This window comes from Albimonas sp. (assembly GCF_055129145.1).
The window spans coordinates 43,174-64,773 of record NZ_JBSRTQ010000001.1; the positions used below are offsets into that span (position 1 = coordinate 43,174).

Annotated in this window: 18 protein-coding genes; 3 read left to right on the forward strand and 15 right to left on the reverse strand. The window is 69.4% G+C overall.

From position 1 onward, the window contains the following. Window positions 1-37: 37 nt before the first annotated feature. The 14 genes from phoU to ACTB72_RS00280 all read right to left on the reverse strand — a co-directional run bounded on the left by phoU (window position 38) and on the right by ACTB72_RS00280 (window position 19,054). On the reverse strand, window positions 38-817 hold the full coding sequence (phoU, locus tag ACTB72_RS00215; protein ID WP_463034954.1) for a phosphate signaling complex protein PhoU: 780 nt from the start codon (window positions 815-817) through the stop codon (window positions 38-40). A 29-nt stretch (window positions 818-846) separates the two neighbouring features. Then, window positions 847-1,644, reverse strand: a complete 798-nt coding sequence (gene pstB / locus ACTB72_RS00220; protein ID WP_463034955.1) for a phosphate ABC transporter ATP-binding protein PstB — start codon at window positions 1,642-1,644, stop codon at window positions 847-849. 50 nt (window positions 1,645-1,694) lie between these two features. Further along, entirely contained in the window at window positions 1,695-3,491 is a 1,797-nt protein-coding gene (gene pstA / locus ACTB72_RS00225; RefSeq protein ID WP_463034956.1) for a phosphate ABC transporter permease PstA, read from the reverse strand. A 13-nt stretch (window positions 3,492-3,504) separates the two neighbouring features. Next, the gene (gene pstC, locus ACTB72_RS00230; RefSeq protein WP_463034957.1) at window positions 3,505-4,881 is read right to left on the reverse strand and encodes a phosphate ABC transporter permease subunit PstC; all 1,377 of its coding nucleotides are present in this window, start codon (window positions 4,879-4,881) and stop codon (window positions 3,505-3,507) included. Between the two features lie 197 nt (window positions 4,882-5,078). Beyond that, window positions 5,079-6,074, reverse strand: a complete 996-nt coding sequence (locus ACTB72_RS00235) for a PstS family phosphate ABC transporter substrate-binding protein (protein WP_463034958.1) — start codon at window positions 6,072-6,074, stop codon at window positions 5,079-5,081. Window positions 6,075-6,301: 227 nt separating this feature from the next. Next, window positions 6,302-9,742 (reverse strand): indolepyruvate ferredoxin oxidoreductase family protein, encoded by a 3,441-nt coding sequence (locus ACTB72_RS00240; protein WP_463034959.1) that lies wholly within the window; start codon window positions 9,740-9,742, stop codon window positions 6,302-6,304. Between the two features lie 342 nt (window positions 9,743-10,084). Next, a complete protein-coding gene (locus ACTB72_RS00245; protein WP_463034960.1) occupies window positions 10,085-10,699 on the reverse strand; it encodes an HD domain-containing protein in 615 nt (204 codons plus the stop codon). A 137-nt stretch (window positions 10,700-10,836) separates the two neighbouring features. Beyond that, window positions 10,837-12,255, reverse strand: coding sequence for a mannose-1-phosphate guanylyltransferase/mannose-6-phosphate isomerase (locus ACTB72_RS00250; protein ID WP_463034961.1), 1,419 nt, complete (start codon window positions 12,253-12,255; stop codon window positions 10,837-10,839). 134 nt (window positions 12,256-12,389) lie between these two features. Beyond that, window positions 12,390-13,628 (reverse strand): hypothetical protein, encoded by a 1,239-nt coding sequence (locus ACTB72_RS00255; protein WP_463034962.1) that lies wholly within the window; start codon window positions 13,626-13,628, stop codon window positions 12,390-12,392. A gap of 58 nt (window positions 13,629-13,686) precedes the next feature. Beyond that, window positions 13,687-15,702, reverse strand: coding sequence for an excinuclease ABC subunit UvrC (uvrC, locus tag ACTB72_RS00260; RefSeq protein ID WP_463034963.1), 2,016 nt, complete (start codon window positions 15,700-15,702; stop codon window positions 13,687-13,689). A gap of 336 nt (window positions 15,703-16,038) precedes the next feature. Next, the gene (locus ACTB72_RS00265; RefSeq protein WP_463034964.1) at window positions 16,039-16,890 is read right to left on the reverse strand and encodes an SDR family oxidoreductase; all 852 of its coding nucleotides are present in this window, start codon (window positions 16,888-16,890) and stop codon (window positions 16,039-16,041) included. 37 nt (window positions 16,891-16,927) lie between these two features. Continuing rightward, window positions 16,928-17,908: a calcium/sodium antiporter gene (locus ACTB72_RS00270; RefSeq protein ID WP_463034965.1), complete on the reverse strand. Its 981-nt coding sequence runs from the start codon at window positions 17,906-17,908 to the stop codon at window positions 16,928-16,930. A gap of 119 nt (window positions 17,909-18,027) precedes the next feature. Then, window positions 18,028-18,189, reverse strand: a complete 162-nt coding sequence (locus tag ACTB72_RS00275) for a hypothetical protein (protein ID WP_463034966.1) — start codon at window positions 18,187-18,189, stop codon at window positions 18,028-18,030. A 7-nt stretch (window positions 18,190-18,196) separates the two neighbouring features. Continuing rightward, complete coding sequence (locus ACTB72_RS00280; RefSeq protein ID WP_463034967.1) at window positions 18,197-19,054, reverse strand: S49 family peptidase; 858 nt, start codon at window positions 19,052-19,054, stop codon at window positions 18,197-18,199. A gap of 232 nt (window positions 19,055-19,286) precedes the next feature. Between ACTB72_RS00280 and ACTB72_RS00285 the strand changes: the two genes are divergently transcribed. The 3 genes from ACTB72_RS00285 to ACTB72_RS00295 all read left to right on the forward strand — a co-directional run bounded on the left by ACTB72_RS00285 (window position 19,287) and on the right by ACTB72_RS00295 (window position 21,306). Then, window positions 19,287-19,502, forward strand: a complete 216-nt coding sequence (locus ACTB72_RS00285; RefSeq protein WP_463034968.1) for a YdcH family protein — start codon at window positions 19,287-19,289, stop codon at window positions 19,500-19,502. Window positions 19,503-19,754: 252 nt separating this feature from the next. Further along, complete coding sequence (gene purE, locus ACTB72_RS00290; RefSeq protein WP_463035008.1) at window positions 19,755-20,216, forward strand: 5-(carboxyamino)imidazole ribonucleotide mutase; 462 nt, start codon at window positions 19,755-19,757, stop codon at window positions 20,214-20,216. After that, on the forward strand, window positions 20,206-21,306 hold the full coding sequence (locus ACTB72_RS00295; protein WP_463034969.1) for a 5-(carboxyamino)imidazole ribonucleotide synthase: 1,101 nt from the start codon (window positions 20,206-20,208) through the stop codon (window positions 21,304-21,306). The genes purE and ACTB72_RS00295 overlap by 11 nt, the downstream gene beginning before the upstream one ends. A 79-nt stretch (window positions 21,307-21,385) precedes the next feature. Here the strand turns inward: ACTB72_RS00295 and ACTB72_RS00300 are convergent, their stop codons facing one another. Further along, window positions 21,386-21,535: a hypothetical protein gene (locus tag ACTB72_RS00300; RefSeq protein ID WP_463034970.1), complete on the reverse strand. Its 150-nt coding sequence runs from the start codon at window positions 21,533-21,535 to the stop codon at window positions 21,386-21,388. Window positions 21,536-21,600: the final 65 nt, after the last annotated feature.

A 21,600-nucleotide genomic window follows, 5' to 3' on the forward strand; every position in this document is an offset into this window, starting at 1 on the left:
GCCCCGCCGCGAGGATGCGCGACGGGCCGGGGCGGGGTCAGTGCTCTTGATCGGGGGCGGCGTCGCCGCTCTGGTCGGGTTTCGCCTCGACCTGCGGATGCGTCCCGCCGCCGTCGCCATAGCCGCGGGGGCCGCGGGGGCGTTCCTCGGTCAGCGGCTCGCCCACCGCCACGTAATAGGTCATCTCGGCCAGATGGGTGGCATGGTCGCCGATCCGCTCGAGGTTCTTGGCGATGAACAGCCCGTGCGAGCCGAGCGTGATGGTCCGGGGATCCTCCATCATGTAGGTGATCAGCTCGCGGAACACGGCGTTGTAGAGCGCGTCGATCTCCACGTCCCGGCGCCAAACGGCGATGGCCGCCTCCACATCCTGCGAGGCGAAGGCGTCGAGCGATTCCGACAGCTGGCGCTGCGCCTCGCGGCCCATGCGGGCGATGGAGGCTGTGATCGGCAGCGGCTTGTCGCGGCTGAGATCCATGCCCCGCCGCGCGATCGACTTGGAAAGGTCGCCCACCCGCTCCAGCGTCGACGAGATCTTCATCGACGCCACCAGCAGCCGCAGGTCGGCCGCGACCGGGGCGCGCAGCGCGATGACCCGGATCACCAGTTCTTCCGCTTCCTGCTCCAGCCGGTCGAGCCGGCGATCGCGGCCGATGACCTGCTCGCAGAGCGCCACGTCGCGCCGCTCGACGCCCTCGATGGCGTCGGCCAGCATCTGTTCGGCCAGCCCGCCCATTTCGGCGAGCTTGGCGCGCACGCCCATCAGCTCTTCGTCGAAAGCCGAAACGATGTGCGGCCCGTTATCCATGTTACCCATATTGTGGGGTCTCCTCGAAGGGACGCGGATCAGCCGAAGCGACCGGTGATGTAGTCCTGGGTGCGCTGGTCGGTCGGGTTGGTGAAGATCTTGGGCGTGTCGTCGTATTCGACCATGATTCCCATGTGGAAGAACGCCGTCTTCTGGCTGACCCGCGCCGCCTGCTGCATGGAGTGGGTGACGATCACCACCGAGTAGCTCGCCCGCAGTTCATCTATCAGTTCTTCGACCTGCGCCGTGGCGATGGGGTCGAGGGCCGAGCACGGCTCGTCCATCAGCAGCACCTCGGGCGCCGTGGCGATGGCGCGCGCGATGCACAGGCGCTGCTGCTGACCGCCGGAAAGGCCGGTGCCGGGCGCGTCGAGCCGGTCCTTGACCTCGTTCCAGATCGCCGCCTTGCGCAGCGCCTGCTCGACCACGTCGTCGAGGTCCTTCTTGTTGCCGACCAGCCCGTGGATGCGCGGCCCGTAGGCGACGTTGTCGTAGATCGACTTGGGGAACGGGTTCGGCTTCTGGAACACCATGCCGACCCGGGCGCGCAGCTGCACCGGATCCACGTCGCGCGCGTAGATGTCGGAGCCGTCGAGCAGCAGCTGCCCGGTCACCTTGCAGATCGAGATGGTGTCGTTCATCCGGTTCAGGCAGCGCAGGAAGGTCGACTTCCCGCAGCCCGACGGGCCGATGAAGGCGGTGACGGTCTTGTCGAGGATGTTGACCGACACGTCCTTGATCGCGTGCGCCTTGTCATAGTGCACGTTGACGTTCTGGGTGGTGATCTTCACGTCGGCCTTGTCGAGGCCCGCTTCGCCGATGCGCATGTTGGTCATCTCGACACTCCCGTTGCTGAATTCGTCCCTGGCCATGTTGTCCATACCGCTCACCACCGCCGCTCGAACCGTTTGCGCAGGAAGACCGCGACCGCGTTCATGATCACCAGGAAGATGAGCAGCACGCAGATGGCGGCCGAGGTCCGCGCCTCGAAGGCGCGCTCGGGGAAGTCGGACCAGCGATACACCTGCACCGGCAGGACGGTCGCCGAGTCGAGCACCCCGGTCGGCACGTCGACGATGAAGGCCACCATGCCGATCATGATCAGCGGCGCCGTCTCGCCCAGGGCCTGGGCCATGCCGATGATGGTCCCGGTGAGGATGCCCGGCATCGCCAGCGGGAACACGTGATGGGTGGCGGTCTGCAGCCGCGAGGCCCCCAGCCCGAGCGCCGCCTCGCGGATCGAGGGCGGCACCGCCCGGATCGCCGCGCGCGACGCGATGATGATGGTCGGCAAGGTCATCAGCGCCAGCACCGCGCCGCCCGCGAGAGGGGCCGAACGCGGGATGAAGCCGCCGATCTCGACGCCCATCACCTCGATCCCCGCCACGAAGATCGCAAGCCCCAGCAGACCGAACACGATGGAGGGCACCGCGGCGAGGTTGTTGATGTTGACCTCGATGAAGTCGGTGAACCGGGTCTTGGGCGCGAATTCCTCGAGATAGATCGCGGCCATCACTCCGATCGGGAAGGCGATGCAGAAGGTGACCAGCATCGTCCAGAACGACCCCACGGCCGCCCCCCAGATCCCCGCCAGCTCCGCGTCGCGGCTGTCGCCCGTCGTGAAGAACCGCCAGTTGAAGCTGGTCGAGATATCGCCCCGGTCGCGCAGCGTCTCGATCACCGCCACCTGGCGGTCGGAGACCTTGCGCACCTGCTCTGGCTGATCGAGCACCCACATCTCCCACGCGCCGGGCTGGGCGGCGTCGGCGGAATTCAGCGGGATCAGGGCTTCGCCGGTGATCGCGTCGGAGGACACGCGGGTCGCCTTCACCACGCCGCCGTTGATCTTGATCATCAGCGAGGGCATCGACGTGTCCAGCGCCTCCGCCCCGCCCGGGCGGGCGGCGCGGGTCTCCAGCGCGTCGGCGCGGGCGTTGAGCGCGTCGCGCTCGGCGGCGTAGGCCTGCGCCTCCGCCAGGATCCGCTCGCGCACCGTCTCGTCCGTGGCTTCCACCGCCTCCTCGGCGCGGACCGACCGGCCGACTTCCTGGCGCGCCGACTGGCGGCGCAGGGCACGTGCCTGATCGAGCAGCGCCTCTTTCACGAAGCCGAGCTGGGCGGTGAAGTCATTGGCCGTGGACAGCAGCTGGATTTCGCCTTCGGTCCCGGTCGGCGAAAGCTCCCCGACATGGACGACCTTGCGCAGATCGCCGGATGCCCCCTTGAGATAGAGGTCGACGTCGTCGGAAGCGAGCAGCTGAACCTGCGCCGTCTCGCCCACCATCGACGGGTCGGCCAGCACCGCGTCGGCCAGCTCGTAGGCGGCGCCGCCGGACACGATCCCGTAGAGGTCGCGCCGCTCGTTCCGCCCGGCCATGGCGGGGAACGCCTCCTTCAGCGCATCCTTCACCACGCCGTCGAAATTGGCCTTGCGGTGATCCTCGGGCGTGGCGCCGAGCGTCTCGACGGTCAACGGCACCTCGATGGAAACATAGGTCTCGGTCAGCGCGAGCCCGGCCTTCAGCACCACCGAGCCCAGCAGGGCGACGAGGGCGGCGGCGGCGAAGGTCAGCGCGCCGATGCCGTAGGCTTTGAGCCGGAGCTCGGCCCGCCGGCGCACCCGCAGCTTGGACGCCGCCGCGGGACTGCCGTGATGGGCGCTCAGATCGGTCATGGACACCATGGTCAGCGGTCCCTCAGTCGTACATTTCGCGGTAGCGACGCACGATGCGCAGCGCCACGATGTTCAGCGCCAGCGTCACCACGAACAGGGTGAAGCCGAGGGTGAAGGCGGGGCCGGCGGCGGTGTCGGCCTCGGTGTCGCCGGTGATCAGGGCCACGATCTGCACGGTGACCGTGGTCACCGCCTCCAGCGGGTTGAGGGTCAGGTTCGCGCCCTGCCCCGCCGCCATCACCACGATCATGGTCTCGCCCACCGCGCGGGAGACGCCGAGCAGCACGGCCGAGACGATGCCGGGCAGCGCCGCGGGCAGCACCACCTGGCGCATGGTCTCGGCCTTGGTGGCGCCCATCGCATAGGAGCCGTCGCGCAGGTTCTGCGGCACCGCGTTGATCACGTCGTCCGACAGCGACGAGATGAAGGGGATGATCATGATCCCCATCACCACGCCCGCCGCCAAAGCCGATTCGGAGGCGACGTCGAGCCCCATCGCCTCGCCGGTGCGGCGGATGAAGGGGGCGACGGTGATCGCGGCGAAGAAGCCGTAGACCACGGTGGGGATGCCGGCGAGCAGCTCCAGCATCGGCTTCGCCCAGGCCCGGACATGGGGATTGGCGAAGTCCGACAGGTAGATCGCGGCGAAGAGGCCGACCGGCGTCGCCACCAGCATGGCGATCAGCGTGATCAGGAAGGTGCCGCCGAAGAGCGGCAGCGCGCCGACCTTTTCGGAGTCCATCCGGCCCTCGAACACCCCCGACAGCGGCGACCAGGTGGTGCCGAACAGGTAGTCGAACACCTGCCAGTCGATCCGGTCGAAGAAGATCAGCGTCTCGCCCACCAGGCTCAGCACGATGCCGATGGTGGTCAGGATGGCGAGGAAGGCGGCGGTCCACAGCACGCCCATGATGACCCGCTCGGCGCGGTTGCGCGACCGCCAGTCGCGGCTGATCTGGCGCCAGGTCCGCCAGAAGGCGAAGGCGCAGGCGGCGATGGTCAGCCCCATGCAGATGGCGAGGCGCGTGGCGCTCCAGCCGGCGGCGGCCTCGGCCAGCCGCTCGCGCAGCGGGTCGACCGACGACACGATGCCGCCCCGCGCCAGCGACATGGCGTCGGAGAGGATCAGCTGACGCTCGATCGGGCGCATGTCGGGGGTGGCGTCGGTCACCAGGCTCATCAGCGAGGCGTCCATCACCTGCCGGGTGGCGATGGTCGCGACCAGCAGCGTGGCGAGGCCCGCGATCAGCACCCACAGGGCGCTGTAGAGGCCATGGTAGCTCGGGCGGCTATGCAGGCCGGCGTAGTCGCCGGCTGCGATCCGAACCGCTTTCGCCGCGCCCATGTAATAGGCGAGGGCGGCGGCGGCGAAGACGGCGAGCGCCGTGAAGAGCAGCATCCGTTGGCTCCGGGTGGCTGGGTCCGGGAACTGGGACCGGGTGTCCAGGGTCGCCGGCGCGCGAAAGCCGCGCCCGGCCTGGCCGCCGGCGGGGGTCGCCGCGGCCGGAATTTCGGATGGAAAGGCCGGGGGCGGATGCCGCCCCCGGCCCGATGATCACGCTTCCTGCCCGGCGACGCCGGAACGGGCGCGCCGGATCACTTCAGATCGGCGAGGGTCAGGTTCTTGAGGTTCATGACCGCGGCGGACTGGGCATGGAACTTGTCGGCCGGCAGCGGGATCAGGCCCTTGTCGGCCAGGTAGCCCTCGTCGCCCGCGGCGGCGTCCGAGATGAACTCCGCGACATATTCCATCATGCCCGGGATCACGCCGACATGCGCCTTCTTCACGTAGAAGAACAGCGAGCGGGACACGGGGTAGGAGCCGTCGGCGATGGCGTCGAAGGACGGGGCGACGCCGTCGACCTTGGCGCCCTTCAGCTTGTCGGCGTTCTGATCGAGGAACGAGTAGCCGAACACGCCCAGCGCGCTCGGGTTGGCCTCGAGCTTGGAGACGATCAGGTTGTCGTTCTCGCCGGATTCGACATAGGGGCCGTCCTGACGGATCTCCTTGCCGGCCTTGCCGCAGTCGTCACGCCCGGCCGACTTGCAGCCGTGCTCCATCACCAGCTCCTCGAAGGCGTCGCGGGTGCCCGAGGTCGGCGGCGGCCCGAGGACCTCGATCTTGATCGCCGGCAGCGACGGATCGATCTCGTTCCACATGGTCGGCTTGGGGCCTTCGGCGGCGAGCGCCTGCCACAGCTGGTCGCGGGTCACGCTGAACACCGGGGCGTTCTTGGCGTTGGCCACGACGATGCCGTCGAAGCCGACCACGACCTCGGTGATCTCGGCCACGCCGTTGGCCTGGCAGGTCTCGAACTCGGAGGCCTTCATGCGGCGCGACGAGTTGGTGATGTCGGGATTGTCGACGCCGACGCCGGCGCAGAACAGCTTGAGGCCGCCGCCCGAGCCGGTGGACTCGATCACCGGGGTCTTGAAATCGGTGCTGCGGCCGAACTGCTCGGCGACCGCGGTCGCGAACGGGAACACGGTCGAGCTGCCGACGATGCGGATCTGGTCGCGGCTCTGGGCCGAGGCGGCGCCGGCGGCCAGGATGCCGGCGGCGGCCAGCGCGATGAGGTTGGTGGCTTTCACGGGTCTCTCCGTTTTGCGTCAGGGTCCTGCCGGGCGCTGCGAGGCCGCGGAAGGTCTGCCGAGGTGGTAGCACCCCGCGCCGCGCGTTTAATCTCAAACCGGCTAAGGTTTTATGACAGTCCAACACGCTGATAACAGAAAGGAATTCCGGACGCTGTTCGAACTTCGCGAAAAACGGCGTCACAAACGCTCAGCCGCGGCGGGGCGCCGCGGCTGAGCCGTCAAGTTCATGCAATGCTAGACAAATTCGCGACAAGTAGATCCCATTCGGGCTTCACCCGGGCCTGGTTCGCCGCCTTGATGTGCCCGAATCCCTTGATCTCCAGCGGCAGGGAAAGCGCCTCGCGGCAGGTGTATTCGGTGGCGGGTTTCAGCTTGGCCGCGACCAGATCGACCAGCGCGAAGGTCTCGCCGACCAGCGCATGTTCGGACTTCCGCTCCTCGGTCCGCCCGAAGACGTCGAGCGGGGTGCCGCGCAGCCCCTTCATGCCCGAGAGCACGCCGAAGGCCTTCTGCACCCAGGGCCCGAACGCCTTCTTCTTGGGGCGTCCGGTCAGCGGATCGGTCTTCGCCAGGAACGGCGGCGCCAGCCAGGTGGAGACCTTGGCGTCCGGCGCGTAGTCCCGGCCGAGCTGGGCGAGCCAGTCCGGATGGCGATGCAGGCGAGCGACCTCGTATTCGTCCTTGATCGCCATCGACTTGTGCAGCGCCCGCGCGGCGAGCCGCGACAGGTCCCGGCGGCCAGGCCAGGCCGCCTCCTCCGCCGCCTCCACCTTGGCGAGCGCCGTGCGGAACTTCCGGGCGTAGCGGGCGGACTGATAGTCGGTCAGGTAGGCCTCGAAGCGCGCGACCAACGCGTCGTAGTCCTCGGTCAGCCAGGAGGGCAGCTTCTTCTCGCCCGCCGCCGTCTCGGCCCGCGCCGGATCATGCGCGATCCAGCGCCCCCAGCGGAAGGCGGCGAGGTTCATCTCCACCGCCGCGCCGTTGAGCTTGATCGCCCGCTCGATCGCCTCGGGCGTCACCGGCAGCGCGCCGGCCTGGGAGGCGACGCCGACCAGCATCAGGTTCGCGCCCATGCCGTCGCCGACCAGCGCGGTCGCCAGATGCTTCACGTCCTGCACCACCACCCGGCTTTCGCCCAGATGCTGGGTCAGCCGGGCGGCGAGCTGGCCCGCGTCGGGCCGCGCGTTGGGGTCCCTGGCGAACATCGGCAGCGGCTCGACCTCCGCATTGGCGACGGCGCGGCCTTCCGCCGGATCCAGCAGGGCCAGCGCGTCGTCGCCCGCCCCCACCAGCATGTCGCAGGCGAGCAGCAGCTTGCCCTTGCCCCGGCCGACCCGCGCCGGGCGGTCGTCGATGGGCAGCGGGCCGATCTGAAGATGCGATTGCACCGCGCCGTTCTTTTGCGACAGCCCGGTCTGGTCGAGCGCCAGCGAATGCAGCCCCTCCAGCCGCGCCGCCATGCCGAGCACCGCGGCCACCGTCACCACCCCGGTGCCGCCGATCCCGGTGATCAGCGCGCCCCAGTCGGCGGCGGCGGCGATCGCGGGTTCGGGCAAGGCCTCTTCCGGCGGGTGCACGCGGATGCCCTTCTTGCCGACCAGCGGATCGGCCTCGACCCCCTCCACCGTCACGAAGGAGGGGCAGAACCCCTCCACACAAGAGTAATCCTTGTTGCAGGCGGTCTGGTCGATGCGCCGCTTCACCCCGAAGGGGGTGTCGAGCGGCTTCACCGCCACGCAGTTCGACTGGATCCCGCAATCCCCGCAGCCCTCGCAGACCAGCGGGTTGATGACGACGCGCTTGGGCGGATCGGCGAACTTGCCCCGCTTGCGCCGGCGACGTTTCTCGGCGGCGCAGGTCTGGACGTAGAGGAGAACGGTGGTCCCTTCCTCCTCCCGCAGCTGGGTCTGGACCAGCAGATGCTCGGCCCGGTCGTGGAACGAGACGTTGGCGCTCGGCCAGTCCCCCGTCTCCTTCGTCGCCTCCACGTCGTCGGAGACCACGACCACCCGCTTCGCGCCGACCGAAAGCACCTGCTTGGCCATGTCGGAGGGCAGCGGCTGCCCCTCCATCATCTGGCCGCCGGTCATCGCCACGGCGTCGTTGTAAAGGAGCTTGTAGGTGATGTTCACGCCGGACGCGACGGCGGCGCGCACCGCCAGCAGGCCGGAATGGGTGAAGGTGCCGTCGCCGATGTTCTGGAACATGTGCTTGCGGCCGGAGAAATTCGCCCGGCCGACCCAGTGCATGCCCTCGGCGCCCATCTGGGTGAAGATCTGCGTCTTGGCCGAGTCGTGCATCACCGCCATGGCGTGGCAGCCGATGCCCCCGCCCGCCATCGAGCCGTCGGGCAGCTTGGTGGAGCGGTTATGCGGGCACCCGGCGCAGAAATAGGGGGTGCGCGGCGCGGTCGGCGCATTCCCGGTCAAGCGCGGGGGCGCGGGGGGCTTGGTGTCGATCAGGCCCATGCCGCAGGCCTCGCGGGAGATGACCTCGGCCACCGTGTCGGGCAGCAGCTCGCCCCAGTCCTGGGTGAGCGTCGCGCCTTGGGCGTCCAGCTTGCCGGTGATCAGCGGGCGGGGGCCGGGGAGGTTGATGAGCAGGCGGGCCAGCGCCTCCTCCACGATCCCGCGCTTCTCCTCGATCACCAGGATCTGGTCGTAGCCCTGCACGAAGTCCAGCAGGCTTTTCGGCTCCACCGGCCAGACCATGCGCATGCGGAACAGGCCGATCCCCGCGGCCGCGGCCCGGTCGGGGTCGAGGTCCAGCATCTTCAGCCCGGCCATCGCGTCGACATAGCCCTTGCCGACCGCGACGATGCCCAGCCGCTTCGCGCCCGAGGGCTGGAACACCGGCGCGTTCAGCCGGTTGGCGTAGGCGTAGTCCATGCAGGCCTGCAGCCGCACGCCGAGCCGACGCTCCTGCGCCACATAGGGCAGCAGGGTCCCGGTGTTGTGCAGCGGCAGCTCGAAGCCCGGCAGAGGCGGGTATTGAATATTCTGGGGCCGCAGCCGGTCGAGCGCCACGGTGGCGGTCGAATCCGCGGTGTCGGTGACGATCTTGAGCGACACCGCCGCCCCGGTATGGCGCGACATGGCGATGCCATGCATGCCCAGCGGCACGTATTCATGCACCGAGGACGGATAGAGCACCGGCACGTTCACATGCATCATTGCGGTTTCGGACTGATGCGCGGTGGTCGAGGATTTGGAGACCGGGTCGTCCCCCAGCAGGAACATCAGCCCGCCCCGGGCCGTGGCCCCGGCGAGCGCCGCGTGCTTGATCGCGTCCAGCGACCGGTCCACCCCCGGCCCCTTGCCGTACCAGAGCGCGAAGACCCCCTCGACCTCGGGATCGTCCGAGGCGCCCAGCGTCTGGGTCCCGGCGATGGCGGTGGCGGCGAGATCCTCGTTCAGGCCGGGATTGAAGACCACGCGGCGCTCGTCCAGCTCGGCCTTGGCGCGCATCAGCTCCATGTCGAAGCCGCCGATAGGGGAGCCGCGATAGCCCGAGACATAGCCCCCGGTTGTCCACCCAGCGTCCTTGTCGGCGTTGGCCTGTTCGATGACCAGCCGAACCAGCGCCTGCATCCCGTTCATGAGGGCGGCGCCACGGCTCACGCGATATTTGTCGGTGAGCGCGACCTGTGCGTCCAGAGGAGCCATGGGTCTCCCTCCCGTATCTGGTTTGGGTCCGCAATCCTGACTTGAGGATAGGCGCAACCCATACGGTTGCAAACGGAAAAGCCGCAGACCCGCAGGGTGAGCCTCGCGCCACGGCAGTTGCGGAACGGGCGTCGGCGGCTGGGGCGGGACCGATAATTGCCCGGAAGCGCGCCGGTCGCCCTCAATCCCCGACGCCGCCGGGTTCTGCGCGGAACATTCGTGAAATCAGGCGGGCGGATCGGTGGGCGGATCGGGTCGGTCGCTTTTCCTGGCGTCGCGCGCCGTCCGGGCCGCCCCGCGCGCCAAGGCCCCCGGTTGGCGGGGACAGGAGGCGGGCGCGACTCAGGCCGAGGGGTCGAGGCGGGCCTGCGCGCCTCCGGTCTCGGCCGCCATCCGAACCCGGGTCCGGTCGTCGGCCATCGCCCTCAACAGGCGCAGCAGCGGCGTCGTCCCGGTCCGCTCCCGACCGTAGTCGAGATTGAAGCCGAGGTCGAAGCCCGGCGGGTTGTCGCCGACCGCGTGCTGGAGCAGCGTCTCGATCTTGTCGAGCCCCTTGGCCGTGCGGGCCTCGGCGCTTTCGCCGGCCGAATAGTCCTCCCACAAGCCGAGGATCATCTCCCGCAGATCCGCCGGCAGCGGCGCGCAGAGCGTGGCCAGATCCGCCCGCTCCCGAGCCTCGCGCCCGTCGTCGGCGCGCTGGTCCACCGCCGGCACGTCGCCGGAAATCGCTTCGCCCAGGTCATGAACCAGGCAGATGCCCAGCAGCCGCAGCGGGTCGCATTCCGGCGTCTCCCGGGCCAGCAGCAGCACCATCAGGCAGAGCCGCCAGCTGTGCTCCGCCGTGCTCTCGCGTCTGCCGAGCCGCGTCGCGCCGCTGCGCAGGGTGTCCTTCAGCGCCTCCGCCCGGTCCAGAAAATCCAGGATGGCGGCGAGACGGGCGGGGTCGGAAGCGGTCATGGTCGAACTCGGGTCTGCGGCGCACCGGGCGCGGAAGGGCCGTTCCAGCAGGACCGCGCCCGCCGATCAAGCCCCCCGAAACGCGACGCGCCCGCCCAGGGTCCCCGGGCGGGCGCGAAAACGTCGTCGAACGGCACTCAGGCGCGGGCGTAGACGTCCTCGTAGCGGATGATGTCGTCTTCGCCGAGATAGGGGCCCGACTGCACTTCGATCAGATACATCGGCACCTTGCCCGGGTTCTCCATCCGGTGCACGGCGCCGAGCGGGATGTAGACGGACTGGTTCTCGGTCAGCAGCTTCACCTCGTCGCCGACCGTCACCTTCGCGGTGCCCTCGACCACCACCCAATGCTCGGACCGGTGCACATGGGACTGGAGCGAGAGCTGCCCGCCCGGATGCACCATGATCCGCTTCACCTGGAACCGACGCCCGAGGCTCAGCGTCTCATACCAGCCCCAGGGGCGGTGGAAGCGCGGAAAATCCTCGGCCTGGCCGGCCTTGTCGAGCTTGAGGGCGGCGACCGCCTCCTTCACCCGCTGGCTCTGGCGGATGTCGGCGACCAGCACCGCGTCCGCCATCGCCACGGCCACGATGTTCTCCAGCCCGATGCCCACCAGCCGCGTGCCGTCGGAATCGGTGCGCAGGAAGGTGTTCCGGCAGTCGATGGCGGTGGCGTGGCCGTGGGTCGCGACGCCGTCGGCATCCGGACCCGTCTCCCGCCACACGGTTTCCCACGACCCCAGATCGTTCCAGCCGCCGTCGAACGGCACCACGGTCAGGTTCGCCGCCCGCTCCATCACCGCGTAGTCGATGGAGATGTCCTCGCAGGCGAGGTAATCCGCCTCGCCCAGACGGAAGAAGCACAGATCCGGCGCGCCCCCCGCGACCGAGGCCTTCACCGGCGCCAGCAGCCCCGGCGCATGATCCTCGAACGCCTTGAGGATGGTGGAGACCTTGAACATGAAGATGCCGGCGTTCCACAGGAAGCGGCCGGTCGACAGCATCTCGGCCGCCGCCGCGGCGTCCGGCTTTTCGACGAAGCGCTTCAGCGGCTGGGCGCCGGCGTCGGGCGCGGTCTCCAGCTCCAGATAGCCGTAGCCTGTCTCGGGCCGGTCGGGCGTGATGCCGAAGGTCACCAGCTGACCGGCCTCCGCGGCCCCCGCCGCGGCCTCGACCGCCAGCCGGAACGCAGCGTCATCGCGGATCACGTGGTCCGACGGCGCGACCAGCATCAGCGCGTCGGGCTCGTCGGCCAGCGCCACCGCGGCGGCGAGGATCGCGGGCGCGGTGTTGCGCGCCGCCGGCTCGATCAGGATCTTCGACGCGTTGCCCCCCGCCTCGCCCAGCTGCTGGGTGGCGATGAAGCGGAAATCGGAATTGGTCAGCAGCACCGGATCCGCATAGCCCTCCCCCGAGAGCCGCTTGAGGGTGAGCTGGAACAGCGACGCCTCGCCCATCAGGGCCGAGAACTGCTTGGGATAGCTCTTGCGCGACAGCGGCCACAGGCGGGTGCCCGAGCCTCCGCACAGGATCACGGGGTAGATCTTACGGGTCATTCGCTCGCGACGCCTCCGAAAACGGGTTCCACACACATTCCCCACGGCCGCCGGAGGGGCGGCCCGGGATCGTGATAACCGCTCCCGCAGCGTGGGCAAAGCGCGAGCGCGATGGTGGGGCGGTTGGGCGCGGGTCAGAAGCGAGGTGGGCGGGAAAGGTTGATCCAGTCAAGGATCGCCGCGAGCAGATGACCCGCTTTGCGCCAAAGGGTTCCGTCCGCCGTGGCGGCCCAGAGATCGTTGCCGGCGCCCTGAAGAAACCCGGCGCTCACGGCCGCCAACCCTGCGTAGACCGCATGACGCAGCCTGATCGCGGAGAGCGCGACCGCAACTACGTCTGGCTTCGCCTTCGTGACTTCAACAATGATCTCCTCGACGGCTTCGGTAGCCGGCAGTCTGATTTCCGCGGCAAGCCTCTGGCCTGGCGGCGGCTGATTATGGCCCATTCCGCCGTGCGCAATCTGTGGGTCGTTCTCGTCAAGCTGGTTCAAAAAGGCGGCGGCAGCCTCACGCATCCTTGCAATAGCAGGCTCGATCTCTTCGGCTCTCGCACCTATTGCGATCCCATCACGCGCGCGTCTATTCAACTCTTGGGTGCTAGGAATAATTGGCAGTTGAAAGTGCACTCGCTCGGCGATCAGCCGCGCGATCTCGGCGTTGAGGACCTTCGGGACCTGGTTCCAGACCTCGTCGGGGATCAGAAGCCGCCCGCGTTCCAGCTCCCAATCTACCGACTCACCCCGAACTCGATCAAAGTACCAAGAACTCCAAAGTTCACCGGAGACGCCCGCTCTGTCGACCCTACGCTTAATTTCATCGGCAGCATTCGAAATTCCGTTGGGGAAATGACCGCCCCATAGCGGCATATGAAACGTGTGACTGAGTGCGGACGTGGGGTCGCTCAGCGCGCGCAGATCTTCAGCAAATGCGGTTGACGTGCTTTTGGAAGCTTTTTCTACAGCGTCATGTTCGTCGGCAACCAACCTGCCTGCCGCGTACCTTGCTATTCGAACCGAGTAGTCATGACACTCGACAGGGTTCGCAGCGACAGCTGCATAAGCTATTTCGAGGAATTGCCCACCGAGATTTTTTGCGGGGATGCGCCGTCCTTCAGCGATGCAAGCTTCGAGATGAACTTCGGTTTCTCGGTCGCCCAGCTTGCCAACCGAGTTCAGCATCAAAGCCGATGCAAACTTCAGTCCGGCAAGAGGACCCACATCGTCCGTATCGTGTAAAAGGCCACCCAAGCCGGAAAATGGGGCCACGCGCATCAGCGCCCGTGCGCAGAGAACCTTTTTCACCTTTAGAGGCTGCCTGGCGAGCCAAAGAGCAAGCGAGCCTCCATCGTCCATGCCAGAAGCGCTTTTGACCAATCGCCGTTCCTCCCCGCATCCACCGTGACACGGGCATGAACGGCGGGCAACGGCGCCCTCAGCTCTCGGGATGGAAATGGGCGTGGATGGTTTCGGCCAGCGCGGCGGAGACGCCGGAGACGGCCTTCAGCTCCTCCACCCCCGCCCTTGTCACGCCCTTGGCCGAGCCGAAATGCGCCAGGAGCGCCCGCTTGCGCGTCGGCCCCACGCCCGGCACGTCGTCGAGCGGGTTCTTGACCGAGGCCTTGGCCCGCTTCGCCCGATGCGTGCCGATGGCGAAACGGTGCGCCTCGTCGCGCAGGCGCTGCACGAAATAGAGCGTGGCGGAGCGGTGGGGCAGCGCGAAGGGGGCGCGGCCGGGGGCATGAAACAGCTCCTTCCCCGCGTCGCGATCCTCGCCCTTGGCGACGCCGATCAGGGTCACGTCCTCCACCCCCATCTCGGCCAGCACCCCGGCGGTGGCGGAAAGCTGCCCGGCGCCGCCGTCGATCAGCAGGAGGTCGGGCCATTGGCCGAGCTCGCGGTCCGGATCCTCCTTCATCAGGCGGGAGAAGCGCCGCTCCAGCACCTCGCGCATCATGGCGAAGTCATCGTCGGTGGCGGCCTGCCGGATGTTGTATTTGCGGTATTGCGACTTCACGAAGCCCTCGGGCCCGGCGACGATCATCGCGCCGACGGCGTGGGCCCCCTGGATATGGGAGTTGTCGTAGACCTCGATGCGCTGGGGGGGGGCGTCGAGCCCGAAGGCCTCGGCCAACCCCTCCAGCAACGTCGCCTGGGCGGAGCTTTCGGCGAGCTTGCGGGCGAGGCTTTCCTTGGCGTTGCGGAGCGCGTGTTCGACCAGCATACGACGCTCGCCGCGGATCGGCACGGCGACCTCCACCTTGCGTCCGCGACGGGCGGCGAGCGCCGCGGCCAGCAGCTCCGGGTCCTCGACCGGATCCGACAGCAGCACGCGCTTCGGCGGCTCCTTGGTCGAATAGAACTGGACGAGGAAGGCTTCGAGGATCTCGGCCGGCTCCGCGCCCGCGCCGGTGCGGGGATAGTAGGCGCGGTTCCCCCAGTTCTGGTGCGCGCGGAAGAAGAACACCTGCACGCAGGCCTGCCCGCCCTCCTGGTGCAGGGCCACCACATCGGCCTCGTCCACCGTCTCGGGGTTGATGCCCTGCACGGCCTGCACCTGGGTCAGCGCCTTGATCCGGTCGCGCAGCGCGCCGGCGCGTTCGAATTCCAGCGCGGCGGAGGCGCGTGACATCTCCTCCGCCAGCCCCTTCTGGATGTCGGAGGATTTCCCCTCCAGGAACCGCACCGCGTCGTCGACGGCGCCGGCGTAGTCCTCCTCCGAAATCCGGCCGACGCAGGGGCCGGAGCAGCGCTTGATCTGGAACAGCAGGCAGGGGCGGGTGCGGTTCTCGAACACCGAATCCGTGCAGGTGCGCAGCAGGAACGCGCGCTGCAGCTGGTTGAGCGTGCGGTTCACCGCCCCCGCCCCGGCGAACGGCCCGAAATAGCGCCCGGCCTCGCGCCGCGCGCCGCGATGCTTGGCGATCTTGGGGAAGGCATGCGCGTCGCCGACCACGATGTTGGGAAAGCTCTTGTCGTCGCGCAGCAGCACGTTGAAGCGGGGCTTGAGCTGCTTGATCAGGTTCTGCTCGAGCAGCAGGGCCTCGGTCTCGGTGTTCGTGGTCAGGAACATCATCGAGGCGGTGGCCGAGATCATCCGCGCGATGCGGGCGGTGTGCCCGGTCGGCCGCGCATAGGAGGCGACGCGCTTCTTCAGGCTGCGCGCCTTGCCGACATAGAGCACCTCGCCCTTCACATCGAGCATCCGGTAGACGCCGGGCTGATCGGGCAGGTGGCGCAGTTCGGCCTGGATCACCGCGGCGCCGGTCAGGCCGCCCTGACCGGGGAGGCGGGCGGCCCCGTCCTCGTCATAGCCACCGGATTCGGGGCCGCCGGATTCGGGCGCGTCGTCGGGCGCGCGATCGCGCGCACCCGCATCCGACGCAGCGTCGCCTTGTGCCGGCGGCGGGACGGAATCGGATGGGTCTGGATCTGCGTCTGGCGGGGTCATGAGTCGGGCTCTCGGCTAGAACAGCGGACCGGCGAGTTCAAGCGTGAAGGAGTCCACCGAAACTGTGGATAAGTCTGTAGGCAACTCTGAATGAAATGCGCTTCCCTTTGACGGCAAAGGCCTTTCATCGGGTTGATACTTTTTTAAGCAATTTTGCAAACGCCTGATTCGCAACGTAAAAATAACTCGAAACCGGGTCTTCTTGATTCCGTTGACGTTTTCGCGACGATGGCGCGACGTAAACCGCGACGCGTGGACAACATGCGCGTCACGCGGCCGTCGATCACCCCTGGCGCGGCGGTGGAAATCCTTTCCTCCCGTTAGGGTTGTTCGCCATCACTCCACGCCCTGCACATCCGGCGTGCGCCATCCCAGGTGCTGTCCGCCGTCCAGCGCGACCATCTGGCCGGTCAGCGAGTCGGCCGAGAGAATCCATCTCAGCGCCGCGCAGACCTCGGCGGTGGAGCCGCCCCGTTCCAGCAGCACGGCGCGACGCTGGCCGTCGAAATGCTTCTCGCTCTGGCGGTCGCCCTGCAGGGTCGGGCCGGGGCCGATGCCGTTGACCCGGATGCCGGGCGCGAGCCCCTGCGCCGCCGTTCGCGTGAAAGCCCAGAGCGCGGCCTTGGCGAGCGAGTAGGTCATGAATTCCGGCGTCGGCTTCCATACCCGCTGGTCGATCATGTTGACCACGCAGGCGGTGGCGCGCGCGAAGCCCTCTTCGTCGGTCGCCGGCCCGGGCGCCTGGGCGGCGAAGGCCTGGGTCAGCATGAAGGGCGCGCGCAGGTTCGACCCCATGGCCCGGTCCCAGCTGGTCCGCGTGGCGGAGGCCAGCGTGTCATGTTCGAAGATCGAGGCGTTGTTGACCAGCAGGGTCAGCGGCCTTGCCAGCGCCTCGGCGGCGCGGGGGACGAGGGCGGCGGTCGCGGCCTCGTCCAGCAGGTCGGCGCGCAGCACCACGGCGCGGCGGCCGAGCCCGCGGATCTCGTCCGCCACCGCCTCGGCGCCCTCGGTCGAGGTCATGCAGTGCAGCGCCACGTCCCAGCCGGCCCGGCCCAGATCGCGGGCGATGGCCGCCCCGATCCGCCGCCCGGCCCCGGTGACGAGCGCCGCCCCCGGCGGCACGCCCGCCGCGCGATCCACATCCGAAGCATCCGCGTCCGGCGCGACGCCGCCCATTTGAGAAGTCATCGATAGCCCCCCGGCTGCTGCGCGCGCCGGTCCCGCGTCAGACCGGACCTCCGGTCAGGGCGAAGCCGACATAGGCGACATAGACCGCGATCATCACGGCGCCAGCCGTCCGGCCGAGCACCATCTTGCCGCAGATGAAGGGCGCGATCACCAGGGCGCTGGCCAGCATCACCCAGAGGTCGATGCGCAGCAGGCCCGGCGGGACCTCGAGCGGGCCGAAGAAGCTCGCCACGCCCATGATCGCCAGAATGTTGAAGATGTTGGAGCCGATGACGTTGCCCAGCGCCACGTCGGCCTGCCGGCGCATCGCGGCCATGACCGTGGTGGCGAGCTCTGGCAGCGAGGTGCCCAGCGCCACCAGGGTCAGGCCGATGGCGGCCTCGGACACGCCCATGGCCAGCGCGATGCCGCGCGCGCCCTCGATCAGCAGATGCGCGCCGGCGGGCAGGCCGATGAGGCCGACGCCCAGGAACAAAGCCAGCTTCCATATCGGCATGTTGGGGTCGGCGTCGGCGATCTCGTCGGGGAGGTCGTCATCGGCGTCGCCCGCCCCGGCGCAGACGCCGGCCCTGCGATGGTCCCGGGCCGCGCGATAGGCGTCGTGGAGCACCAGCGACAGGAGCCCGAGCAGCAGCAGCCCCTGCGGCCAGTCGAGCGGCCCCATGAAGCACAGGACGATGTAGACGGCCGACGCGCCGATCATCATCGCGTAATTGCGCCGGCTGTCGCAGTCGCGCGCGTCGATGGCCGAGATCACCGCCGGCACGCCCAGCACCATCAGCACATTGGCGATGTTGGAGCCCACGACGTTGCCGAAGGCGATGCCCGGCGCGTCGTCGAGCGCCGCCTGGACCGAGATCAGCAGCTCCGGCGCCGAGGTGCCGAAGGCGACCACGGTCAGGCTGACCAGCAGCGCGGGGATGCCCAGGCGAAGGCTCAGCGCCACCGCGCCGCGCACCAGCGCATCGCCGGCGCCCAGCAGGATGGCGAGACCGAGAACCGCGGCGACCAGATCCATGAACGTCCTTTCGCATCGGTTGGCCCAGCAAGCCTCGTCATATGGGCGCTGTCCGGCGAGTTGTCAGGGGGCGCGACGATCATGCCGCGAGGCGGAATGGAAAGGCGGGAACGCGGGAGTCAGTCCCGCCTGTCGGGCGGACCCCGCTTGCGCCCGACGCCGCCCAGCAGCCGCCTTATGCCCTGGCCCACGCCCGGGCCGTCGCCGGCCTTCGGGCGTCCGAAGATCATCGCCAGGGCCACCATGGCCAGCAGGAAGAGGAGCGCGAGTTTCCAGAGCATAGTCCGCTCAGGCCCCGAACCGGGACCAGGCGGCGCGGCTCTCCAGCGCCTCGATCGCGGCCGAAGCCGCCTCGGCGGCGAGGCCGGCGGAGGCGCCCGCCCCCGGCCCGCCCCCCGCCAGCCCGATGCGCCGCGCGAAGCTGCGTTTCGCGCCATATTCGCGGTAGCGGACCTTCTCGCCCAGCTTGCCCTCGAGCACCGGGCGCAGATGGCCGAGCCCGTCGGCCAGGCCCAGCTCCACCGACCGCGCCCCGGTCCAGAATTCGCCGGTGAAAAGGTCGTCCTCGGTCAGCTTCGCCCCCCGCCTGCCGCGCACATGGGCGACGAAAGCGTCGTGGATCTCGGCCTGGAGGGCCAGAAGACGGGTCACGTCCTCGTCCTTCTCCGGCTGGAACGGGTCGAGCATCATCTTGCGGGTCCCGGCGGTGTGCACCCGACGCTCCACCCCCAGCTTGCCGATGGCCTCCTGGAAGCCGAAGCCGGCGGAGATCACGCCGATGGAGCCGAGGATGGACGACGCATCCGCCCAGATCTCGTCCGCCGCGCAGGCGAGCCAGTAGCCGCCCGAGGCCGCCACGTCCTCGCAGAACGCGTAGACCGGGATCTTCTTCGCCTCCGCCAGCCGGCGGATGCGGGCGGCGATCAGCGCCGATTGCACCGGCGAGCCGCCGGGCGAATTGATCGCCAGCGCCACCGCCGCGGGTTTCGCGGCGAAGGCGGCCTCGATCGGCTCGGCCAGACCCGCGTCGGACAGCGACGACGACATGCGCCCCGGCATCCCGATGGGGCCGTAAAGGCGCAGCACGCTGACGCGGGGGGCGCGCCGGGCTGCGATGAAGGCGCGGAAAGGTCTGCGAATGTCCATCGTTGTCATCTAGAGGCGAGGAGGGTCCGGGACAACCGCCCCTGCGCGCGGCGCGGCCGGTTGGCGCGGCGGCGCCACGGTCGCGCGCTTCCCCACCCTCCGCCCGCGCGGATCGCTTGTGCGGCGGCCCGCATCGACTATCATGCGCGTCCCGGACCCGAGGCGCGCGCTGCGTCGCCGACGGGGCCCGCCCTGCGCCGTTCCAGACCCCGCAACCGTGCCCGGAGCCCGAATGACGTCCCACGTGATGACCCGCGAGGAGCTTCTCACATCGGAACTCGAGTCCTTCCGGGCCGAGCACCGTGACCTGGACGCGGCCATCGACGCCATGCAGGCCAACCCGGCGACCGACCAGCTGGCGCTGAAGCGGCTGAAAAAGCGCAAGCTGGCGCTGAAGGACCGCATCAGCCGGATCGAAGACGAACTGTTTCCCGACATCAGCGCCTGACCGCCGCCCATCCGGCGCCCATGCGGGCTCGCGCGCGTGCGCGTGCGTGACAGCGTAGGCCTGAACGGCTAAGGCCGGAGAGATGCGGCGCACAGGCCGCGGCGGGCGACACGGAGGACGCGCATGGCCGAAGACCCCGAGATCGAAGACACCGGAGCGACTGAGGACGCGTCGCCCGACGAAATCCTGGACGCGGTCGAAGAGGCCGCCGGGGATGCCGCCGACGCGGTGACGCCGCTGGTCGGCATCGTCATGGGCAGCCAGAGCGACTGGGCCACGATGCGCCCGGCCCGCGACACGCTGCTGGTGCTGGGCGTGCCGCACGAGGTGCGCATCGTCTCCGCCCATCGCACGCCCGACCGGCTCTTCGACTACGCCGAGACCGCGATCGACCGCGGGTTGCGCGCGATCATCGCCGGCGCCGGCGGGGCCGCGCATCTGCCCGGCATGCTCGCCGCCAAGACCCGGATCCCGGTGCTGGGCGTGCCGGTGCGCAGCAAGGCGCTGGCCGGGCTCGACAGCCTCTATTCCATCGTCCAGATGCCCCGCGGCATTCCCGTGGGGACCTTCGCCATCGGCGAGGCCGGAGCCGCAAACGCCGCGCTTTTCGCCGCCGCGATGCTGGCCACCACCGATCCCGAGCTGGCCGAACGGCTCGACATGCTGCGCGAGGCGCAGACCGCCTCCGTGGCCGAGGAACCCGATGACCTCTGAAACGACGCCCGCCGCCCCGGTCGCTCCGATCGGTCCCGGCGGAACCGTCGGCATCCTGGGCGGCGGGCAGCTCGCCCGGATGCTGTCCATGGCCGCCGCCCGCCTCGGCCTGCGTACGGTGATCCTCGCGCCCGACTCCGAGCCCTGCGCCGGCGACGTCGCCCATCAGGTGATCCGGGCGGACTACGGCGACCCGGCCGGCCAGGCCGCGCTCGTCGCCGCCGCCGACGTGATCACCTACGAATTCGAGAACGTGCCGGTGGACGCCGCCCGCGCGCTGGAGGCGCTGGCCCCGGTCCGCCCCGGCCCGATGGCGCTGGAAATGGCCCAGGACCGGCTGACCGAAAAAGACTTTTTGGGCGGCCTCGGGCTGACCACCGCGCCCTATCGCGCCGTCTCCACCGCCGACGCGCTGGCCGAGGCGATGACCGAATTCGGGACCGCCGGCGTGCTGAAAACCCGGCGCATGGGCTATGACGGCAAGGGCCAGGTGCGGCTGGGCGGCCCCGAGGACGCGGCCGGCGCCATGGCCGAGCTCGCCGGCGCGCCCGCCATCCTCGAAGGCTTCGTGACCTTCCGGCGAGAGATTTCGGTGATCGCCGCGCGCGGGCTCGACGGCGACGTGGTGGCCTATGACCCGGTGGAGAACGTGCACGAGGCCGGGATCCTGCGCCGCACCGCCGCGCCGGCCCGGATCGACATTTCCCGGCGGCTCGACGCGGTGACGGCGGCCGGCAAGATCCTGCGCGCGCTCGACTATGTCGGCGTGATCGGGGTGGAGTTCTTCGAGACGGCCGACGGCCTCGTGGTCAACGAGATCGCGCCCCGCGTCCACAACACCGGCCACTGGACGCTGGACGCCTGCCCCGTCGACCAGTTCGAGCAGCATATCCGCGCGGTCTGCGGCTGGCCGCTCGGCGACGGGTCGCGCCACTCGGACGCGGTGATGGAGAACCTGATCGGCGACGAGGCCGACGACTGGGCCGGGCTCGCGGGCGACGCCGCCGCGCGCCTGCACCTCTACGGCAAGGGCGCCTCGCGGCCGGGCCGCAAGATGGGCCATGTCACCCGCCTGACCCCCCGCAGCTGAACCCCGAAAAGACGACGGGCGCGGCGGCCGATCCCCGGCCCCGCGCCCGTTCGCGTTTCAAGCCGGCCTTTCGCCCGCCTCAGCCCCGGTGCCCGCCGCCGAGCCGGCGGCGGATGAGCGCCCGCAGGCTCCAGAACGACCGGCGCGAGGCGCGCGCGGGGCGAAAGGCGTCGGGCGGCGCCGGCGCGCGGGTGGCGGTGAAGATCGTCGCGGCCATCACGGTGAACATGGTCGGGCCTCCTGTCAGGCGTTTCGGTCTGGCGTCGCGGGCCGACGTTCCGGTCCGGTTTCGCG

Bases quoted from the DNA above. Each gene is read 5' to 3' on its own strand.
- ACTB72_RS00270 (WP_463034965.1), bottom strand. From the start codon at position 17,908: ATGGATCTGGTCGCCGCGGTTCTCGGTCTCGCCATCCTGCTGGGCGCC.
- ACTB72_RS00300 (WP_463034970.1), bottom strand. From the start codon at position 21,535: ATGTTCACCGTGATGGCCGCGACGATCTTCACCGCCACCCGCGCGCCG.
- ACTB72_RS00245 (WP_463034960.1), bottom strand. From the start codon at position 10,699: ATGACCGCTTCCGACCCCGCCCGTCTCGCCGCCATCCTGGATTTTCTG.
- ACTB72_RS00265 (WP_463034964.1), bottom strand. From the start codon at position 16,890: ATGACTTCTCAAATGGGCGGCGTCGCGCCGGACGCGGATGCTTCGGAT.
- ACTB72_RS00275 (WP_463034966.1), bottom strand. From the start codon at position 18,189: ATGCTCTGGAAACTCGCGCTCCTCTTCCTGCTGGCCATGGTGGCCCTG.
- ACTB72_RS00250 (WP_463034961.1), bottom strand. From the start codon at position 12,255: ATGACCCGTAAGATCTACCCCGTGATCCTGTGCGGAGGCTCGGGCACC.
- ACTB72_RS00240 (WP_463034959.1), bottom strand. From the start codon at position 9,742: ATGGCTCCTCTGGACGCACAGGTCGCGCTCACCGACAAATATCGCGTG.
- ACTB72_RS00280 (WP_463034967.1), bottom strand. From the start codon at position 19,054: ATGGACATTCGCAGACCTTTCCGCGCCTTCATCGCAGCCCGGCGCGCC.
- ACTB72_RS00285 (WP_463034968.1), top strand. From the start codon at position 19,287: ATGACGTCCCACGTGATGACCCGCGAGGAGCTTCTCACATCGGAACTC.
- purE (WP_463035008.1), top strand. From the start codon at position 19,755: ATGGGCAGCCAGAGCGACTGGGCCACGATGCGCCCGGCCCGCGACACG.
- pstB (WP_463034955.1), bottom strand. From the start codon at position 1,644: ATGACCAACATGCGCATCGGCGAAGCGGGCCTCGACAAGGCCGACGTG.
- pstC (WP_463034957.1), bottom strand. From the start codon at position 4,881: ATGCTGCTCTTCACGGCGCTCGCCGTCTTCGCCGCCGCCGCCCTCGCC.
- phoU (WP_463034954.1), bottom strand. From the start codon at position 817: ATGGGTAACATGGATAACGGGCCGCACATCGTTTCGGCTTTCGACGAA.
- ACTB72_RS00295 (WP_463034969.1), top strand. From the start codon at position 20,206: ATGACCTCTGAAACGACGCCCGCCGCCCCGGTCGCTCCGATCGGTCCC.
- pstA (WP_463034956.1), bottom strand. From the start codon at position 3,491: ATGGTGTCCATGACCGATCTGAGCGCCCATCACGGCAGTCCCGCGGCG.
- uvrC (WP_463034963.1), bottom strand. From the start codon at position 15,702: ATGACCCCGCCAGACGCAGATCCAGACCCATCCGATTCCGTCCCGCCG.